15 protein-coding genes are annotated in these 17,203 nt (G+C 48.2%); 9 read left to right on the top strand and 6 right to left on the bottom strand.

Translation table 11 applies throughout. From position 1 onward, the window contains the following. Positions 1-11 precede the first annotated feature (11 nt). The 6 genes from hemW to K7R10_RS12215 form a co-directional block, all read right to left on the bottom strand. Positions 12-1,169: a radical SAM family heme chaperone HemW gene (gene hemW, locus K7R10_RS12190; protein WP_224484998.1), complete on the bottom strand. Its 1,158-nt coding sequence runs from the start codon at positions 1,167-1,169 to the stop codon at positions 12-14. 356 nt (positions 1,170-1,525) lie between these two features. After that, positions 1,526-2,176 carry a ligase-associated DNA damage response endonuclease PdeM gene (gene pdeM / locus K7R10_RS12195; RefSeq protein ID WP_224484999.1) on the bottom strand — a complete coding sequence of 217 codons (651 nt, stop codon included), beginning with the start codon at positions 2,174-2,176 and terminating at the stop codon, positions 1,526-1,528. Positions 2,177-2,202: 26 nt separating this feature from the next. Beyond that, positions 2,203-4,656 (bottom strand): ligase-associated DNA damage response DEXH box helicase, encoded by a 2,454-nt coding sequence (locus K7R10_RS12200; RefSeq protein ID WP_224485000.1) that lies wholly within the window; start codon positions 4,654-4,656, stop codon positions 2,203-2,205. A 9-nt stretch (positions 4,657-4,665) separates the two neighbouring features. Continuing rightward, entirely contained in the window at positions 4,666-6,255 is a 1,590-nt protein-coding gene (locus tag K7R10_RS12205) for an ATP-dependent DNA ligase (protein WP_224485001.1), read from the bottom strand. Further along, a complete protein-coding gene (locus K7R10_RS12210; protein ID WP_224485002.1) occupies positions 6,252-7,259 on the bottom strand; it encodes a ligase-associated DNA damage response exonuclease in 1,008 nt (335 codons plus the stop codon). Before K7R10_RS12210 ends, K7R10_RS12205 begins: the two co-directional genes overlap by 4 nt. A gap of 77 nt (positions 7,260-7,336) precedes the next feature. Continuing rightward, positions 7,337-7,804 carry a ferritin-like domain-containing protein gene (locus tag K7R10_RS12215; RefSeq protein ID WP_224485003.1) on the bottom strand — a complete coding sequence of 156 codons (468 nt, stop codon included), beginning with the start codon at positions 7,802-7,804 and terminating at the stop codon, positions 7,337-7,339. Between the two features lie 314 nt (positions 7,805-8,118). Here K7R10_RS12215 and K7R10_RS12220 point away from each other — a divergent pair, with 314 nt between their 5' ends. From K7R10_RS12220 to dinB, 9 genes are all read left to right on the top strand, one after another. Next, complete coding sequence (locus K7R10_RS12220) at positions 8,119-8,694, top strand: 30S ribosomal protein S16 (protein WP_224485004.1); 576 nt, start codon at positions 8,119-8,121, stop codon at positions 8,692-8,694. Positions 8,695-8,706: 12 nt separating this feature from the next. After that, a complete protein-coding gene (rimM, locus tag K7R10_RS12225) occupies positions 8,707-9,231 on the top strand; it encodes a ribosome maturation factor RimM (RefSeq protein WP_224485005.1) in 525 nt (174 codons plus the stop codon). 89 nt (positions 9,232-9,320) lie between these two features. Next, positions 9,321-10,046 (top strand): tRNA1(Val) (adenine(37)-N6)-methyltransferase, encoded by a 726-nt coding sequence (locus K7R10_RS12230; protein WP_224485006.1) that lies wholly within the window; start codon positions 9,321-9,323, stop codon positions 10,044-10,046. Between the two features lie 124 nt (positions 10,047-10,170). After that, positions 10,171-11,913, top strand: coding sequence for a GMC oxidoreductase (locus K7R10_RS12235; RefSeq protein WP_224485007.1), 1,743 nt, complete (start codon positions 10,171-10,173; stop codon positions 11,911-11,913). 11 nt (positions 11,914-11,924) lie between these two features. Beyond that, on the top strand, positions 11,925-12,626 hold the full coding sequence (locus K7R10_RS12240; protein WP_224485008.1) for a gluconate 2-dehydrogenase subunit 3 family protein: 702 nt from the start codon (positions 11,925-11,927) through the stop codon (positions 12,624-12,626). A gap of 78 nt (positions 12,627-12,704) precedes the next feature. Continuing rightward, positions 12,705-13,883 (top strand): acyl-CoA dehydrogenase family protein, encoded by a 1,179-nt coding sequence (locus K7R10_RS12245; RefSeq protein ID WP_224485009.1) that lies wholly within the window; start codon positions 12,705-12,707, stop codon positions 13,881-13,883. A gap of 360 nt (positions 13,884-14,243) precedes the next feature. Beyond that, entirely contained in the window at positions 14,244-15,095 is an 852-nt protein-coding gene (locus K7R10_RS12250) for a superoxide dismutase family protein (RefSeq protein ID WP_224485010.1), read from the top strand. 405 nt (positions 15,096-15,500) lie between these two features. Beyond that, positions 15,501-15,863, top strand: a complete 363-nt coding sequence (locus K7R10_RS12255) for a VOC family protein (protein ID WP_224485011.1) — start codon at positions 15,501-15,503, stop codon at positions 15,861-15,863. Between the two features lie 96 nt (positions 15,864-15,959). Beyond that, a complete protein-coding gene (gene dinB / locus K7R10_RS12260; RefSeq protein ID WP_224485012.1) occupies positions 15,960-17,174 on the top strand; it encodes a DNA polymerase IV in 1,215 nt (404 codons plus the stop codon). The last annotated feature ends 29 nt before the right edge of the window (positions 17,175-17,203 follow it).

Raw genomic sequence — 17,203 nt, forward strand, 5'->3', positions numbered from 1 at the left:
GCTGCTTTTTCTTACTGTAAATTTAACAGAAAAAGATCAGAGGCGAGCCCGTCTGCGAGGAACTTTCCTTTGTCGGTGGTTTTAAGCACTTGTTCTCCCGCATTTTCTTCCAGTATTAACAAGTCTCGTTCAAGGTGCTCTTTGGCCTGTTCAAGCAGGTAAGCTTTGTAAGTGGGGCCGAATTCCTTTTCCACTCTTTCCAGTGAAACACCCCAGATGGTGCGCAGTCCGGTCATCAGGTATTCATTGTAGCGGTCTTTCGCACTCAGGATTTCCCGTTCCAGGGGCAGTTCTCCCTTGTTAAGTTGCCTGATATATGTCGGATTGTTGGCGATATTCCATGATCGGGTTGTGCCGTCATAGCTGTGAGCGGAAGGTCCGATGCCCAGATATTTTTTGCCCTGCCAGTATGCTGTATTGTTTTTGCTGAAATAGCCCGGCTTGCCGAAATTCGAGAGTTCGTAATGGATGAATCCGGCGGTTTTCAGTCGTTGTGTCAGTATATCAAACTGCCTGGCAGCCTGCTCTTCCCCGGGTTCTTCGATCAGTCCTTTTTCTATGAAGCTCTTCAAGGCTGTTTTGGGCTCGACGGTGAGGGCATAACTCGAGATATGCGGAATGCCAAACGAAAGGGCGGTTTCTATATTCTTTTTCCAGGCTTCATCACTGAGTCCGGGGATCCCATAGATCAGGTCAACAGAGATATTGTCGAAATAGCGGGTGGCGGTCTCCAGGCACTTTAAAGCTTCCGCTGAATTATGAGCGCGGTTCATCAATTTGAGATCTTCTTCCCTGAATGATTGTATGCCTATACTTAAGCGATTGATTCCTATATCGCGGTATTGCTGCAACAGGGCTTCTGTGTCTGTTTGTACCAGGTCGTCAGGGTTGACTTCGATGGTGAGCTCGATCTCTTCCGCAACCGGATGGTGATTATAAACTCCACGGATAAGTCCGGATAATTCTTCAGGGGTTAATCGGCTGGGGGTGCCGCCTCCAAAATAAATAGTTCTGACAGGCTCTTGCTTTAACTCATCTTTACGAAGTTCCATTTCGGTAAGCAGGGCACCGATCATCTCATCTTTCTTCTTCAGGGAGGTTGAAAAATGAAAGTCGCAGTAGTGGCAGGCCTGCCGGCAAAAAGGGATATGGATGTATATTCCGGCCATTTATAGTGATGGAGTTATGAGGTTACGAAGTTACGAAGAATCGGGTTTGTTAGTCGTCAGGGGTTAATCGGGAATTAGAAATTAAAAAGTACGGTGTCTTCGCGAGGCTTGTTCAAAAGCCGGGCGATCTTTCTGAAACTTTCAGAGGGTTATTTTTTGAATAAGGAATTGCCAGATGGATTTTACTGCATCAGGATTAAGGTGCTCCATTCGGCATCACCTTTTGATAGGTTATCAAAGATTTGTGTTTGGTCTTTTGGTCAATTTGCGAGAAAGGATTCATTTTACACGACTCACGACTCACGACTCACGACTCACGACTCACGACTCACGACTCACGACTCACGACTCACGACTCACGACTCACGACTCACCAAAATCACCTCCTCGGGGGTTACGGCAAATACCTTGTCTTTTTTACCGGGACGTAAAATGTATTTCCCGGTAAAATCACCAAAGGCAGGAAGGATCAAACGTTTTTCAGTTTTATAAAAGCAGGGCAGCCGGAGCTTTTGCCTTCCCAATCCCTTCAGGCTGATGCCGGGATGAACGTGACCACAGATATTAAAAAAATCCTCTTCCTCGGTGGGATGATGTGTCAGCAGGAAGCCTTTGCTGCGTATCTCTTCTGTAAGATTGAACCCCAGCGATTCCAGTTTGTGGTGGGGTACGATGTCGTGATTACCCACCACCAGGGTAAAATTAACAGGCGTATTTCTTACCCATGATTCGAACAGTTCGAACTCGCTGTTGATCACTGAGTGAAAGAGGTCCCCTAAAAAGCAAATATCTTCTGGCCGGAACAGGTCGAGCATGGCTGACAGCCGCTCATATGCTCTGAGGGCTGTGTCTCCCGGAACGGGAATCCCGTGTTTCCTGAAATGCTGGGTCTTTCCCAGATGCACATCGGCTACCAGCAGCTGTTTTTTTTCTTCCCAGAAAGCGACCCCACTGGGATGGAGTGTAAAATGTTGTCCGGATATCTCTAATTTCTGGGTGCCTTTCATCAGCGGCAAAAATAGTTAATTCCCGTCTATTTAAGCAGTTGCAGTTGCATGCGTTTGATGCGGTCTGCCAGTTTTTCTGAGGAGAGTTTTTCACGCAGGCGGTCGGTGATGATCGGAAAGGAGAAGGGGGTGGGTTTTTCGAGTGCCTTCCATATTATGGTCTGTTGCGCGATACGTTCCAGCGCCTGTATCAATCGTCCCTCTTCCAGTGAATGTTCAAAGGTTTCTCTGAAGGCCTGCAGGTAGAGCAGATTATCGGGCTCAAAATCCCTGAAGACATTGAAAAGGAGCTGGGAGCTGCTTTGCAGGTGTTTGCTTTTGAGCTGTTTGTCAGGATATCCCTGGAAAACCAGTCCGGCGATTACCGCGATATCTCTGAACTTCCGGCGAGCCATTTCGGTTGCGTTCAGACTTTTCTGAAGGTCATCGTGCATGTAAGCGGTGGTGAACAGTTCGTTGTCCAGTACCTGCTGCATGTCGATTTCCTGGTCAGAAAGCAGTTCAAATCCATAGTCATTAAAGGCAATGGAGAAGGTGATGGGTTGCAGCAGGCTGATACGATAGGCCAGCAGGCTGCCCATGGCTTCGTGTACGAACCGGCCTTCGAACGGATAAAAAACGGCGTGGTATCCCTCCCGGGTTTTAAAGGTTTCGATCAGAAATTCATCAGGGCCCGGAATTACCGAAGTCTCCCTTTGCTTTTCGAATACCGGGGCGAGAGCGGTGATCTCTTCTCCTTCATCTTGCCCACGCGCGGTGTAGAGTTCCTGTCTGAGCAATTCGCTCATCTGTGATGAAAGGGTCATGCGACCTCCCATCCAGCTGGGAACCTTGGCAGTTTTTCTTTTTGATTTTCGAACCAGTACCTGCATATTCTTGATCTTGAACAGTTCCAGGTTTCTTCCGGCAAAGGTGAACACATCACCGGGATTGAGCTTTGAGATGAACCATTCTTCTATGGTGCCGATATAGCCACCTTTCAGGTATTTGACACTGAGCATGGCATCGCTGACAATGGTGCCAACCGACAGGCGGTGTCGCATTGCCACCCCGCGGTTGTTCACTACAAAGCGACCATCTTCATCGATACTCACCTTGTGGTACTCATCGTAATGCTGCAGGGTCTGGCTGCCTTTGGTGATGAAGTTGAGCACCCAGTTCCAGGAATCTTCATCGAGCCCCTGAAAACAGAAGGTCGAACGCACTTCAGGATAGATTTCTTTCGGGTGGAAACCATTGGAAACGGCCAGGGTAACCAGGTATTGTACCAGGACATCGAAACTCATCAGGTAGGGGATGCGATCTTCTACCACCCGCTGCTCAACCGCTTTTTTCAGGGCCGAGGCTTCAACCAGTTCAATGGCATGGGTCGGGAGAAACCAGATCACACTTTCTTTCCCGGGTTGGTGCCCGCTTCGCCCGGCCCGTTGCATAAAGCGCGCCACTCCTTTCGGACCGCCGATCTGGATAATGGTTTCAACCGGAGCAAAATCGACCCCCAGGTCAAGACTTGAGGTGCATACCACGGCTTTAAGGCTTTCGTGTCGTATGGCATTCTCAACCCAGATACGGGTTTCTTTATTAATGGATCCGTGATGCATGGCGATCTCTCCGGCGAATTCCGGGTATTTGGCAAGGATCGCCTGGAACCAGATCTCACATTGAGACCGGGTGTTGGTAAAGAGCAGGGTGGTTTTGCTTTCCCTGAGAATAGGAATTACCGCATCGAGCAGATGCAGCCCGAGATGTCCCCGCCAGGGAAAGGTGTCCATCTTTTCGGGGATGATCGATCGAACGCTGATCTTCTTTTGTAATTCTGCGCGAATCAATACAGAATTTTCAAGGGCCGGTGAATCCGGTCCCAGTAATACTTCCCGTGCCTGCTCCAGGTTGCCGATGGTGGCAGAGATGCCCCAGATACGCAGCGAGGGTGCCAGGGTCTTAAGCCGGGAGAGGGCGAGCTCGGTCTGAACGCCTCTTTTAGAGCCTAAAAGTTCATGCCATTCGTCGGCGACCACCGCATAACAGTCTTTAAAGGTCTTGTCATAATTTTTGGAAGCCAGCAGCAAATGCAGACTTTCAGGGGTGGTGATCAAAAGATCAGGCATGGAGCGTTTCTGGGCAGCTCTTTCTTTTTGTGAAGTGTCTCCGGTACGTATACCCACCGTTAGCGGGATTTCCAGGTCGTCGCAAAGCTGCTGGGTGGCCCGTTGTATTTCGAGGGAAAGCGCACGCAGGGGTGTGACCCATACTGCTTTCAGTCCTTTCTTTTTTTTGGCATCCTTTCCCTGTTTCATCAGGTAAATCATCACGATGGGCACCCAAAGCGCATAGGTTTTACCACTTCCTGTAGGGGCATTCAGCAATCCGTTTTTACCCGACAGGAAAGCTTCCCAGGTCTTCCGTTGAAAGGGGAAGGGCGTCCATTCTTTGTGTTGGAACCAGTTCTCAACCAGTTTTAGAGCTTGCTTTTCATTCATGGGAATACGTTATTCAGGCAACAGGTCTTTCAGGTCATCAAGGGTGTTGGCTTCTTCTATCTTTTTGTCTTTCCGCCAGCGCAGCATTCGCGGAAAGCGTACGGCGATTCCGCTTTTGTGCCGGCTGCTTCGGGCGATTCCCTCGAAGGCGATCTCAAAGACCAGTTCAGGGGTGACCTGTCTCACGGGACCAAAGCGGTCGATGGTATTTTTCTTGACAAAGTTATCGACCTGTCTGAACTCTGCATCGGTAAGACCTGAATAGGCTTTGGCAAAGGTTACCAGCTCACCGTCATCCCACAGACCAAAGGTGTAATCGGTATAGAGGTTGGTGCGGCGGCCATGGCCTCTCATGGCATAGGTCAGTACAGCATCAATGGTAAGGGGATCGACTTTCCATTTCCACCAGTCTCCTTTTTTGCGCCCGACCAGGTAGGGCGAATCTTTCCGCTTCAGCATGAGTCCTTCGCTGAACTTGTCCCGGGAAATTTCACGCTCACCGGCAGCTTCTTCCCAGGTTTTAAAGCTCATCAGTTCTGAAAGATGCAGTATACCGGTTTCCCCGGCATGGTCTTTCATGAGTTGATGCAAGAGATCCCGCCGCCTGGAAAAGGCCTGATCCCTGATATCTTTGCCCTGCCATTCGATGAGGTCATAGGCTTTGAGAATGACGGGGGTGCGCTCAAGCAGTTTTTTCGTGATGTTCTTTCTTCCTATGCGGGTTTGCAATTCGTGAAAGGTGCCTATTACGCCGTCGGCATAAGGAAGTATCTCTCCATCGATTACGGTGCCATCAGGGATATGCCGTGTAAGCACTTCGAATTCGGGATATTTATCGGTTACCAGTTCCTCACCGCGGCTCCAGACAAAAAGCTCCCCGTTGCGTATGATCACCTGTGCCCTGATGCCGTCCCATTTATGTTCAAAAAACCAGTCTTGTATATCTCCCAGCTCTTCCGGTTCACTGTCTAGCGCGTAAGCCAGGTAAAAGGGATAGGGTTTGCTTTGCAGGTCTGCTTTATCTTCTTTCAATACCAGAGATTCGAAAGAGATCTCTGAAGGATCCCAGTTTCCCATGAGCTTATAGGCCAGGATATCTTCATCCATCCCGGTAGCCTGAGCCAGGGCCCGTGTCATAAGTTTCTGGCTTACCCCGATACGGAAGCCTCCGGTTATGATCTTATTAAAAACGAATCGTTCGTAGAAATCCATTTCCTTCCAACGCGCGGTGACATAGGCTTTTTTTTGAGGCTCTTCGAGCTCTCTGAGTTCTATCAGCTCTTCGATGATGTTTTGAAGGCTGCGGGTAATTTTACTTTCTCCTTCCCTCATCACCAGGGCTATGGTTTCGGCCAGGTCACCTACAATGTGATACGATTCTTCGAATAACCAAAGTGGAATTCCGGCTGCTTCAGCAGCCCATTCCCGAAGTAAGGTGGTGTTGACGGGTCGTTTCGGGCGTCGGTGAGAAAGCAGGGCAATGGCCCAGACCTTATCAGGGTCTTCTGCAGTTTTGAAATAGTCTCCAAGCGCCGCTACTTTGGCGTTGGTCTTATTGGTGCTGTCAAGGGTTTTTATGAGCTGTGAAAATCGTTTCATTCGGTTTCGTTTGCTTCCAGGTTCTCCCCTTCGTATTGAGTAGCTTCAGGGTGAGCATCGTAACCCTGTTCTCGGAGGTATCGGGAAAAGATCTCGGTATAGCCGTGAGTGGTGATCACTTTTTCGCATCCTGTGGCTTTAACGGCATCCAGCAGGCCGTGCCAGTCGGCATGGTCAGAAAGCACAAAACCTTTATCTACAGCCCTTCTTCGTCTTGCTCCGCGAAAGGCCATCCATCCGCTTGCCGTGCCAGTCACAAAGGGTGCAAAGCGGCGCAGCCAAACGGTTCCATGTGTACTGGGAGGAGCGAGTATAAGGTTGCCCTTCACCTCTTTCTTGTCGGTTTCCCTGGTGATGAGGTGGGTTTCCGGGAGTTCGAGCTGCTCCCGCAGCACGGCGGTCATTTTTTCCACCGCTCCATGGGTGTATATTTTTCCGATGGAAGTGTCAAGGTGTTTCAATACCCGCTGTGCCTTTCCGAGGGTATAGGCAAATATCACCGAGGTGCGACCCTCCTTTTGGTTGGCAGCCCACCAAGTGTTCATGTCATCAAAAACCTCTTTCTGGGGGCGCCAGTTAAAGGCAGGAATGCCAAAGGTGCATTCCGTGATAAAAGAATGGCAGCGTACCGGTTCAAAGGGGGTGGAGATGTGATCGTCAGTGACCTTGTAGTCTCCGGTAAAAACCCAGGTTTCTCCTTTATGGGATACCCTGATCTGTGAGGCGCCCGGAATATGGCCGGCGGGATGGAAAGAGAATTCGACATTGTTGATGCGAAAGCTTTCTCCATAATTGTATCCGCTTACCGAAATATCGCCTAAACGGTGTTTTATGATCGGAATATTGTTGTGCTGGGTGATATATTGCTTATGGCCCCAACGCGAGTGATCGGCATGGCCGTGTGTTATAAGTGCTTTCTTCACAGGCCGCCAGGGATCGAGGTAAACCCCTGCAGGTTTACAATAGATGCCGCGGGGTGTAAATGATAAAAGATTCTTATTCATAGCAGGCTGAAAATACGAATTTTAGCATAAAAAAACCCGGAATAAATCCGGGTTTCTTGCTGTTTATCTATACGAGGTTAGGATACCAGTTCCTCAAAGGTCTTCAATCTGTTCATCGAATTCCTTATCTTGTCTTTATGCTTTTCCAGTAAGGCTACTGTACTTGGCGGAAGGGTACTTCTATCTTCAAGGATTTCATTGTACTCTTCAATGGCTTTCTCTTCACCTCTTAGACATTCTTCTAAAACGGCCTCTTCAGAATTGCTGGATAACATACTCTTTAAGTTCATCCAGACTCTGTGGGTGTCTCCTTTGAGACTGCCGCTATCTTCGGGGATTTCGCCATAGCTGATGATTTCTCTTCTCAGATCTTTGGCGAATTCGCTGCGTTGGTCAGCTTGTCTTTTAAAGAACATTTTGATTTCGTTGTTCTCAATATTATCGATTGCCTCTAAATATCCTTTTTCGGCATCATACGATTTCTCAAGTAATTCATTTAGTCTTTTCGACATTTTCTCAGTATACTTCATAATATCTCTCTTCATTGTTTTGATTAGTTAGTAATCAAAGACTGTCGATTCTCAACAGTACATCTACAATATAGCAGAAAATACCTCTGAAGTCAAGTATTTACGGGGGTTTGTGCTGGATTTAACAGGAAATCTTAAAGCATGTTAAATACCCCTGTCATCAGGTCAGAACTCTTAATGAATTTTAACATTAACAGATCATTTCGGGGTGCTCAACGAAATGAGAAGAGAATATTACTAAGGCATTCAGTATCAAATCGGAAAATAATGTATATTTGCAGCCTTAAAAATTAATAATCGGGTACGCGTACCCACCTAATTAATGTCATATGCCTGTAAAAATCAGATTACAACGACATGGTAAGAAAGGGAAGCCTTTCTTCTGGATTGTAGCCGCCGACGCGCGTGCGAAAAGAGATGGTAAATTCCTTGAGAAACTTGGAATTTACAATCCAACTGTTAATCCTGCTCAGATCGAGCTGGACGTGGACAGTTCAGTAAAATGGTTGCAAAATGGTGCCCAGCCTACTGAAACTGCCCGCAGACTGCTTTCTTACAAGGGAGCACTTCTAAAGCATCACCTGCTTGGAGGGGTCGCTAAAGGTGCCCTTTCTGAAGAGGAGGCTGAAAAGAAATTTGCAGCCTGGCTGGAGGAGAAAACCGGTAAGGTAGAGGCTAAGAAAGAAGACCTCGCCAAACTAGAGGCTGAAGAAAGAGCCAAAGCTTTGGAAGCCGAAAAAGAGATCAACGAAAAGCGTAAGGCTGAGGCCGCTGCTGCTGAAGCTGAGCTGAAAGCAGAAGCCGAAGCTGAAAATGCAGAGGAAACTGAAGCAGCTGCTCAAGAAGGAGCTGCCGACACTGAGGCGTCTGCCGAAGGTGAAGAAGAGAAATCTGCTGAAGCTTAATTTTTTGTTCCCATGAAAAAGGAAGATTGCTTTTATCTGGGAACGATCGTTAAGAAATACAGCTTTAAAGGCGAGTTGCTGATCAAATTAGATACAGACGAGCCTGAACTCTACGAAAATCTGGAATCAGTGTTTATTGCCTTGGGCAATAACCTGGTTCCTTTTTTTATTGAATCTTCTTCCCTTCATAAATCAACCCTGTTGCGTGTTCGGTTCGAAGATGTCAATGATGAAGCCGATGCCGATGCGCTGTTGAAAAGCGAAGTATACCTGCCGTTGGAATTTCTTCCCGAACTCAGCGGAACCCAGTTCTACTTTCACGAGGTAATCGGATTTATACTTAAAGACAAGGAATTCGGAGAAGTGGGGGTGATCACCGGGATTAATGACAGAAGTGCCCAGGCTCTCTTTGAGGTAGACCGTGACGGAAAGGAGCTTCTCATACCGCTTCATGATGAATTCATCATTGGGGTAGACCGGGATCATAAGCGTATTATTGTCGACCTGCCGGAAGGGCTGATCGATATCTTCCTCTGAAAACCTGCCTTTCTTCATTTAAGAGCCCGTACCTGATCAATTCCGCTCTCTTTCAATAGCCATTATCTCACTATCTTTGAACCCTAAATATGATTGTTTTGGGGAATAAGCCTTTTCATTTCAAACAATTTACCGTTCACCAGGATCGCTGTGCCATGAAGATCGGCACTGATGGTGTATTGCTCGGAGCGTGGGCTTCGGTCGATCATTTTCCAGGCAGTGTGCTTGATATCGGAGCCGGAACGGGACTTGTCGCTCTCATGCTGGCCCAGCGTACAGAAGCGCCGGTCATCGATGCGCTTGAGATCGATGAAGATGCTTATGAGCAATGTGTTGAGAATTTTGAACGTTCACCCTGGAATGACCGCTTGTTCTGTTATCATGCCGGTTGGGATGAATTCGTGGCTGAAATGGATGAACAGTACGACCTGATCGTTTCCAATCCCCCTTTTTTCAGCGAAGACAATCCTTCAGATAACACCTCCAGAGCCCTGGCCCGATCTGATTTTGCTCTTCCTCTTCCGGAACTGATAGAAGGAGTTCCTGCTTTTCTGACTGAAACCGGTAAGTTCGCGCTTATCGTTCCCTTCCGCAGGGAAAATGAAGTAAGCGATCTGGCCCGGGAACAAGGTTTGTTTCTGCAACGTATTACCCGCATCAAAGGCAGTCCGCAGACCCCCTATAAACGCAGTCTGATGGAGTTTGGAAAGACCGGAAATGAAGCGGTGAAAGATGAACTGATCATCGAGCTGGAGCGGCATCGCTACACAGAGGCCTATACACGACTCACTGAAGCTTTTTACCTCAATATGTGACAGTGCTATGCTGTTAAATTCACAGACATTCTGTTAAAATACTGAAAGAGTTGTATCGGTCACTTGGTATGGCTTGGTGAAAAATCCTATTTTTAGTGAGTTATCTTATCAGAACTTACTAGATATGTCTTTTCAGATCAAAAAGAATGCCTCGGTTTATGATATCTGTATCGTTGGCTCAGGCGCGGGAGGTGGAATGGCCGCGAAAGTGCTTTCAGAAGCCGGTTATAAAATAGCCCTGATGGAGGCCGGTCCGCATTTCGACCCTGCCAATCCCGAACAGCAAACACAATTTAAATGGCCTTACGAATCGCCCCGGAGAGGAGCCGGCACCACCCGTCCATTCGGAGACTTCGATATGGCCTACGGCGGCTGGGAGATCGATGGCGAGCCCTACACCCAAAAGAATGGCAGTCGTTTCGACTGGTTCCGGTCGATCATGCTGGGGGGTCGTACCAATCACTGGGGCAGGATATCTCTTCGTTTTGGTCCGCTTGATTTTAAAAGAAAAGATTTTGACGGAAAGGGCGATAACTGGCCTATCGGTTATGATGATGTAAAGCCCTATTACGATAAGGTTGATAAACTCATCGGTGTATTCGGAACCAGGGAGGGCTTGCCCAATGAGCCTGACGGCTATTTTCTGCCGCCCCCCAAACCCAGGCTCCACGAGATGTATCTTAAAAAATACGGGGAGAAGATGGGGTTGCCCGTGATCCCATCCAGACTTTCGATACTTACCAAGCGTATAGATAGTCGCAGGGGAGCTTGTTTTTACTGTAACCAGTGTTCGCGTTCCTGTACAATTTACGGAGACTTTTCTTCATCCTCTGTTTTGGTGAAACCTGCCCTGGAATATGATAATGTAGATCTTTTTGTCAATGCCATGGTCAAAGAGGTCCTTACCGACAATGAGGGAAAAGCGACCGGGGTGAGCTTCATAAACAAGACCGATCTGCAGGAGTATGAGGTGAAGGCCAAGGTGGTGATCCTGGCTGCCAGCGCTTGCTCGTCGGCACGTATCCTGCTGAATTCCAAATCCGGTCGTTTTCCGAACGGACTCGCAAACAGCAGCGGGGTGGTAGGGCGTTACCTCCACGATTCGACCGGGGCCGACAGGGCAGCCCTGATTCCTTCCCTGATGGATCGTAAGAGATATAACGAAGACGGAGTCGGCGGCTTACATCTGTATGTTCCCTGGTGGCTCAATGACAGTAAAAAGCATGGTTTCACCCGGGGGTACCATATAGAATTCTGGGGCGGCATGGGCATGCCTTCCTATGGAACCGGTTTCGGAATGGAAAACCTTAACGGACTGGTACCGGGTGCCGATGGTAAGATGAAAAGGGCCGGGGGTTATGGTGCAGACCTCAAGAACGATGTGCGCAGGTTCTATGGAGCCGTCGTGGGCATGTCAGGAAGGGGAGAAAGCATTCCGCAGAAAGATAATTACTGTGAGATCGACCCCGATGTGGTCGATAAGTTCGGTATTCCGGTATTGCGCTTTAATTATAAATGGAGTGATGAGGAGCGCATGCAGGCGAAACACATGCATGAAACCTTTGAAGAGCTGCTGAGCAGCATGGGTGGGATCTTATTAGGCGATAAGCCCGGGAAAGAGCGAGATTACGGATTGCACAATCCGGGAAGGATCATTCATGAGGTGGGTACAACCCGCATGGGCGATGATCCTAAAGAATCGGTGGTCAACCGATATAACCAGGCGCACGATGTGCCCAACCTGTTTGTGATGGATGGTGGTCCATTTGTATCTCAGGCAGACAAGAACCCAACCTGGACCATCCTGGCACTGGCATGGAGAGCTTCAGAATATCTCGATCAGGAGATTAAAAAAATGAACGTTTAAATCAAGTAGTGATGGACAGAAGAAAAAGTTTAAAGGCGATGATCGCCGGAACAGTAACCTCCGGTTTTATGTTTTCAGGATGTCTCACTGACGGGGAGTCTGAGACTACAGGTCTGCAACCGGTGGCACCGACTCCGGGCTATGGCCGCACTCCGGAAGAAGCTTCCCGCGACCGTGAAATCATGAGCGGGCATTTCTTTAATCAGCACGAAATGGCTACCATCACCGTGCTGGCAGACCTTATCATCCCTAAAGATGAACACTCCGGTTCGGCCAGCGAGGCAGGGGTGCCTGACTTCATCGAGTTTATCGTTAAAGATATTCCTTCTTATCAACTGCCGCTCAGAGGTGGTTTGATGTGGATCGACCAGGAAAGTCGTAAAAGGTTCAATCTGGATTTCAAAGACCTGGAGGCTGCCAGGCAAAAGGAAATATTGGATGATATCGCCTATCCTGATGAGGTGAAGCCGGAATTCACACACGGAGCCCGGTTCTTTTCAAACCTTCGCAACCTGGTGGCAACCGGATTCTTTACCAGTAAAATGGGAATTGAAGACCTGGGCTATGTGGGGAATACCCCGAACGTCTGGGATGGTGTTCCTGAAGATGTGCTCAAGGCTCACGGACTGGCCTACGATGAGAAGATCCTGAAACAGAGCATCAAACCCGAAGAGCGCAACCAAATCATGGATTGGGAGGGATATGACCTATGAGAAAAGTTTTATGAATTTAACAAATCACCGTTGTTTTGTTATATTTCATTAATTACATTTGAGAACCAAATTTAGATTATGAAACCTGATTTATTCGAAGCTCCTGACTATTACAACATAGATGACCTGTTAAGCGATGAGCACAAGCTGGTTCGCGATGCTACCCGTCAATGGGTGAAGCGCGAGGTCTCTCCTATTATAGAAGATCACGCCCAACGTGCCGAATTTCCCAAGCAATTGCTGGGGGGGCTGGCTGAGATCGGGGCCTTTGGTCCGTATATCCCTGAGGAATACGGAGGTGCCGGCCTGGATCAGATCAGCTACGGTCTGATTATGCAGGAGATCGAAAGGGGTGATAGCGGGATACGTTCTACCGCTTCAGTACAATCGTCGCTGGTGATGTTTCCTATCTTCAAATACGGAAGTGAGGAACAAAAGAAAAAATACCTTCCCAAACTGGCATCAGGTGAATATATCGGTTGCTTTGGGTTGACCGAGCCGAATCACGGTTCGAATCCCGGAGGAATGGAGACTCGTTTTAAAGATGAAGGAGATCATTACCTGCTGAACGGGGCGAAACTCTGGATCTCCAATTCCCCTTTTGCTGATATCGCGGTTGTTTGGGCCAAGAATGAGGAAGGGCGTATACACGGACTCATCGTGGAAAGAGGAATGGAAGGATTTACCACTCCTGAAACACATAACAAATGGTCTTTACGGGCGTCAGCTACCGGTGAGCTGATCTTTGATGATGTAAAGGTGCCTAAGGAAAACCTGCTGCCCGGGCGCAGCGGACTGGGTGCTCCATTAAGCTGTCTGGACTCAGCGCGTTATGGAATTGCCTGGGGGGCAATAGGTGCTGCCATGGATTGCTATGATACGGCATTGAGGTATGCCAAGGAAAGAGAACAGTTCGGAAAGCCTATCGCGGCTTATCAGTTACAACAAAAGAAGCTGGCTGAGATGATCACTGAGATCACCAAGGCGCAATTGCTTGCCCTGAGGTTGGGTCAGCTGAAAAATGAAGACAAGGCGACTACTGCACAGATATCAATGGCCAAAAGGAACAACGTTGAGATGGCTATCAAGATCGCCAGGGAAGCCCGACAGGTATTGGGCGGTATGGGAATCACAGGAGAATACAGCATTATGAGACATATGATGAATCTCGAAAGTGTGATCACCTATGAGGGAACCCACGATATTCACCTGCTCATTACCGGAGCAGATATTACCGGAATACAGGCATTCAAATAAAAAAAGCGGCTTCTAAGCCGCTTTTTTTATGGTATGAGGTTACGGAGTTATGAGGTTATGACCCCTTCCGTCAGCAGTATACTGCTGGTGCCCTCCCCTTCCCCTTGCCAAGGGGAAGGAGATGTTCCCATTAATTGAATGTTGTAGAAATAACACCTTCTTGTAACTATTCCCATTCTGAAAATGTTATTATCCCCTCCTTCCCAAGGAGGGGTGTCTCATGGCAAGGACATGAGACGGGGAGGTTCTTAAGGGGGGGCACTTGCCCGAATGGAAGGCTTATTGTATATGTTTAAACCACAATACATTGATAATCAATACGTTTTTGTATATTATTATCAAACTAAAAATCAAAAAGTGATGAAAGCATGTAGTAACTATTTAAAAATTTCAACTCTGATTCTGGCCTTTCTTTTCCTGGGTTGTGACTCTGATGACGACGGCGACCTGGTCATTGATGACCCTGTTGAAGTGAATGCGATCGTATATGATCTCAATGAAGTGGGAGAGTCTGGTGTGAACGGAACCGCCACCTTTATCGAATTAAGCGATGGTACCGTAACCATAGAGCTCGATCTGACAGGTACCCCCGATGGCGGACAACACCCGGCACACATCCATTTCAATACCGCAGCTGAGGGAGGAGATATCGCTCTGACTCTCGGGACTGTCGACGGAAACACCGGGGAAAGCACTATAAACGTCACGGAGTTTGACGATGGTACCCCTCTTACTTACGAGGAGCTAATTCTCTATGATGGATATATCAACGTGCACTTAAGCAGTGAAGAATTGGCTACCATCGTTGCCCAGGGCGACATCGGACAGAACGATCTCACCGGGGATTTCGTAGCCTATGATCTTCTGGAGGTCGACGGATCAGGAGTTTCGGGTGAAGTGATCTTTGAGGAAAGAGTTAATGGTACAGCATTGGCGACCATTGCACTCACAGGAACCCCTGAAGGCGGAATGCATCCGGCACATATTCATGAGAACGACATTGTTGAAGGCGGTGGCATCATCGTAAGCTTCAATATGGTTGACGGAGATACCGGCATGAGCAAAACACAAATATCCCAATTCGATGATGGCAGTCCGTTGGGTTACCTGGACATCCTGGTGCTTGACGGCTACGTCAACATACACCTCAGCGCCGATCAGCTGGAGGTGGTTGTCGCCCAGGGGAACATTGGGATCAATGAAACCCTATAGAATACGTTGATTGTATATTACGAAAACCGGCCACCTGGCCGGTTTTTTTATTAATAGGTATTATATAAGATCTAATGGTCTTAAACAGGCGACCCCTCAGCTCTACCGATAAAAAATCGGTAGAGCAGCTCCCCCTGAAAGGGGAAGGTGGTTTTGCGGGGCAAAAGCGGAATGGGTTACTGTTGCTTCGTAGGTTGCTGATCCGGGGATGGAATGAGACCCATATGATGGCTGTTTTCGTAATTTTATAACCCATAACTTATAACTCATAACTCATAACTCATAACTCATAACTCATAACTCATAACCCATAACCCATAACCCATAACCCATAACCCATAACTCATAACCCATAACTCATAACCCATAACTCATAACCCATAACTCATAACTCATAACCCAATCATGAAACTCCAGCAACTCACTCCTAATCTATATACCCGTGAGATCGAGAAAACCATCGAATTCTACGTAAACAATCTGGGTTTTAACTGCACCGATTACCACAAAGATCTCGGCTGGGCCATGCTGGAACGGGAAGGCGTGTCCATCATGCTGAGCCTGCCTAATGATCACCTGCCTTTTGATAAACCGGCTTTTACCGGCTCTTTTTATTTCTATATGGAAGGGGTGCACAAATACTGGGAAGCTGTTAAAGATGAGGTGGAGGTGGCCTATCCCCTGGAAAGCTTCGATTACGGCATGACCGAATTTGCTATCTATGATAACAACGGGTATATGCTGCAGTTCGGGGAGGCAGCAGAATAGAGAATTGAATTTCTCCCATATCCCTATCATTTTTAACAAAATCTCCACTCTATCATATTGGAATAATTCCTAATTTTGGGAAAAATTCCAAAACAAATGAACAGGACCATTCTCCATCTCGATCTTGACACTTTTTATGTGTCGGTCGAACGGCTGATCGACAGCCGGCTCAAGAAGCGTCCGTTGCTGGTAGGCGGTACCAGCGACCGGGGAGTGGTGGCTGCCTGCAGTTATGAGACCCGGGCTTTCGGGGTGCATTCGGGCATGCCGATGAAGATGGCCAAAGAACTCTGTCCGGAAGCCGTGGTTATCAGGGGAAACGCCGGGGTGTACAGCAAGCATTCCGATAATGTGACCGAGATCATCAAAGAGAAAGTGCCTCTGTTTGAAAAGTCGAGCATCGACGAGTTCTATGCCGACCTGTCGGGCATGGATCGCTTTTTTGGCTGCTACAAATACGCCTCGGAACTGCGGCATACCATTATCAAAGAAACAGGGCTGCCGATCTCCTTTGGGCTTTCGGTGAACAAAGTGGTGTCGAAAGTGGCGACCAATGAGGCGAAACCCAATAACCAGCTGAAGATCGATTTCGGTTTTGAAAAACCGTTTCTGGCTCCGCTCTCAGTGAAGAAGATTCCTATGGTGGGCGATAAGACCTACCAGACCCTCCGCAACCTGGGGGTGAAGCAGGTGCGCACCATACAGGAGATGCCCAAGGATATGATGCAGCAGGTGCTGGGTGCTAACGGACTCACCATCTGGGACCGGGCCAACGGGATCGATACCACCCCGGTGATTCCTTTTTGCGAGCGGAAGTCTATCTCGACAGAACGTACCTTCGACCGGGATACCATCGATGTGGCACGACTGCGTGGTATTTTGGTGGCCATGACCGAGAACCTGGCCTACCAGTTGCGGCGGGGTGATAAACTCACGGCCTGCATTGCGGTGAAACTGCGTTATTCCGACTTCAATACCTATTCAAAGCAAATGCGTATTCCTTATACCTCGGCCGATCATGTGCTGATCCCTGCGATCCTGGAACTCTTTGATAAGCTTTATAACCGGCGACTGCTGGTCAGGCTGATCGGGATCAGGTTCAGCCACCTGGTCGGCGGACATTACCAGATCAATCTTTTCGATGATACGGAAGAACAACTGAGCTTATACAATGCTATGGATAAGATCAGGAATCGTTTCGGGGAACGCAGTGTGCTGAGAGCCTCTTCCATGGGCGCCAAAACCATCGGTCGCATGTACAATCCGTTTAACGGACAGCCACCGCCGGTGCTGGCGCACAGGAAGCAGTGATGTCGGTCTGGGGCAGGTTATGGAGTTAT

Source organism: Robertkochia aurantiaca (genome assembly GCF_020166495.1).
In the GTDB taxonomy this organism is placed as follows: domain Bacteria; phylum Bacteroidota; class Bacteroidia; order Flavobacteriales; family Flavobacteriaceae; genus Robertkochia; species Robertkochia aurantiaca.

Coding starts and splice junctions, on each gene's coding strand:
- hemW (WP_224484998.1), bottom strand. CDS start 1,169: ATGGCCGGAATATACATCCATATCCCTTTTTGCCGGCAGGCCTGCCAC.
- pdeM (WP_224484999.1), bottom strand. CDS start 2,176: ATGAAAGGCACCCAGAAATTAGAGATATCCGGACAACATTTTACACTC.
- K7R10_RS12200 (WP_224485000.1), bottom strand. CDS start 4,656: ATGAATGAAAAGCAAGCTCTAAAACTGGTTGAGAACTGGTTCCAACAC.
- K7R10_RS12205 (WP_224485001.1), bottom strand. CDS start 6,255: ATGAAACGATTTTCACAGCTCATAAAAACCCTTGACAGCACCAATAAG.
- K7R10_RS12210 (WP_224485002.1), bottom strand. CDS start 7,259: ATGAATAAGAATCTTTTATCATTTACACCCCGCGGCATCTATTGTAAA.
- K7R10_RS12215 (WP_224485003.1), bottom strand. CDS start 7,804: ATGAAGAGAGATATTATGAAGTATACTGAGAAAATGTCGAAAAGACTA.
- K7R10_RS12220 (WP_224485004.1), top strand. CDS start 8,119: ATGCCTGTAAAAATCAGATTACAACGACATGGTAAGAAAGGGAAGCCT.
- rimM (WP_224485005.1), top strand. CDS start 8,707: ATGAAAAAGGAAGATTGCTTTTATCTGGGAACGATCGTTAAGAAATAC.
- K7R10_RS12230 (WP_224485006.1), top strand. CDS start 9,321: ATGATTGTTTTGGGGAATAAGCCTTTTCATTTCAAACAATTTACCGTT.
- K7R10_RS12235 (WP_224485007.1), top strand. CDS start 10,171: ATGTCTTTTCAGATCAAAAAGAATGCCTCGGTTTATGATATCTGTATC.
- K7R10_RS12240 (WP_224485008.1), top strand. CDS start 11,925: ATGGACAGAAGAAAAAGTTTAAAGGCGATGATCGCCGGAACAGTAACC.
- K7R10_RS12245 (WP_224485009.1), top strand. CDS start 12,705: ATGAAACCTGATTTATTCGAAGCTCCTGACTATTACAACATAGATGAC.
- K7R10_RS12250 (WP_224485010.1), top strand. CDS start 14,244: ATGAAAGCATGTAGTAACTATTTAAAAATTTCAACTCTGATTCTGGCC.
- K7R10_RS12255 (WP_224485011.1), top strand. CDS start 15,501: ATGAAACTCCAGCAACTCACTCCTAATCTATATACCCGTGAGATCGAG.
- dinB (WP_224485012.1), top strand. CDS start 15,960: ATGAACAGGACCATTCTCCATCTCGATCTTGACACTTTTTATGTGTCG.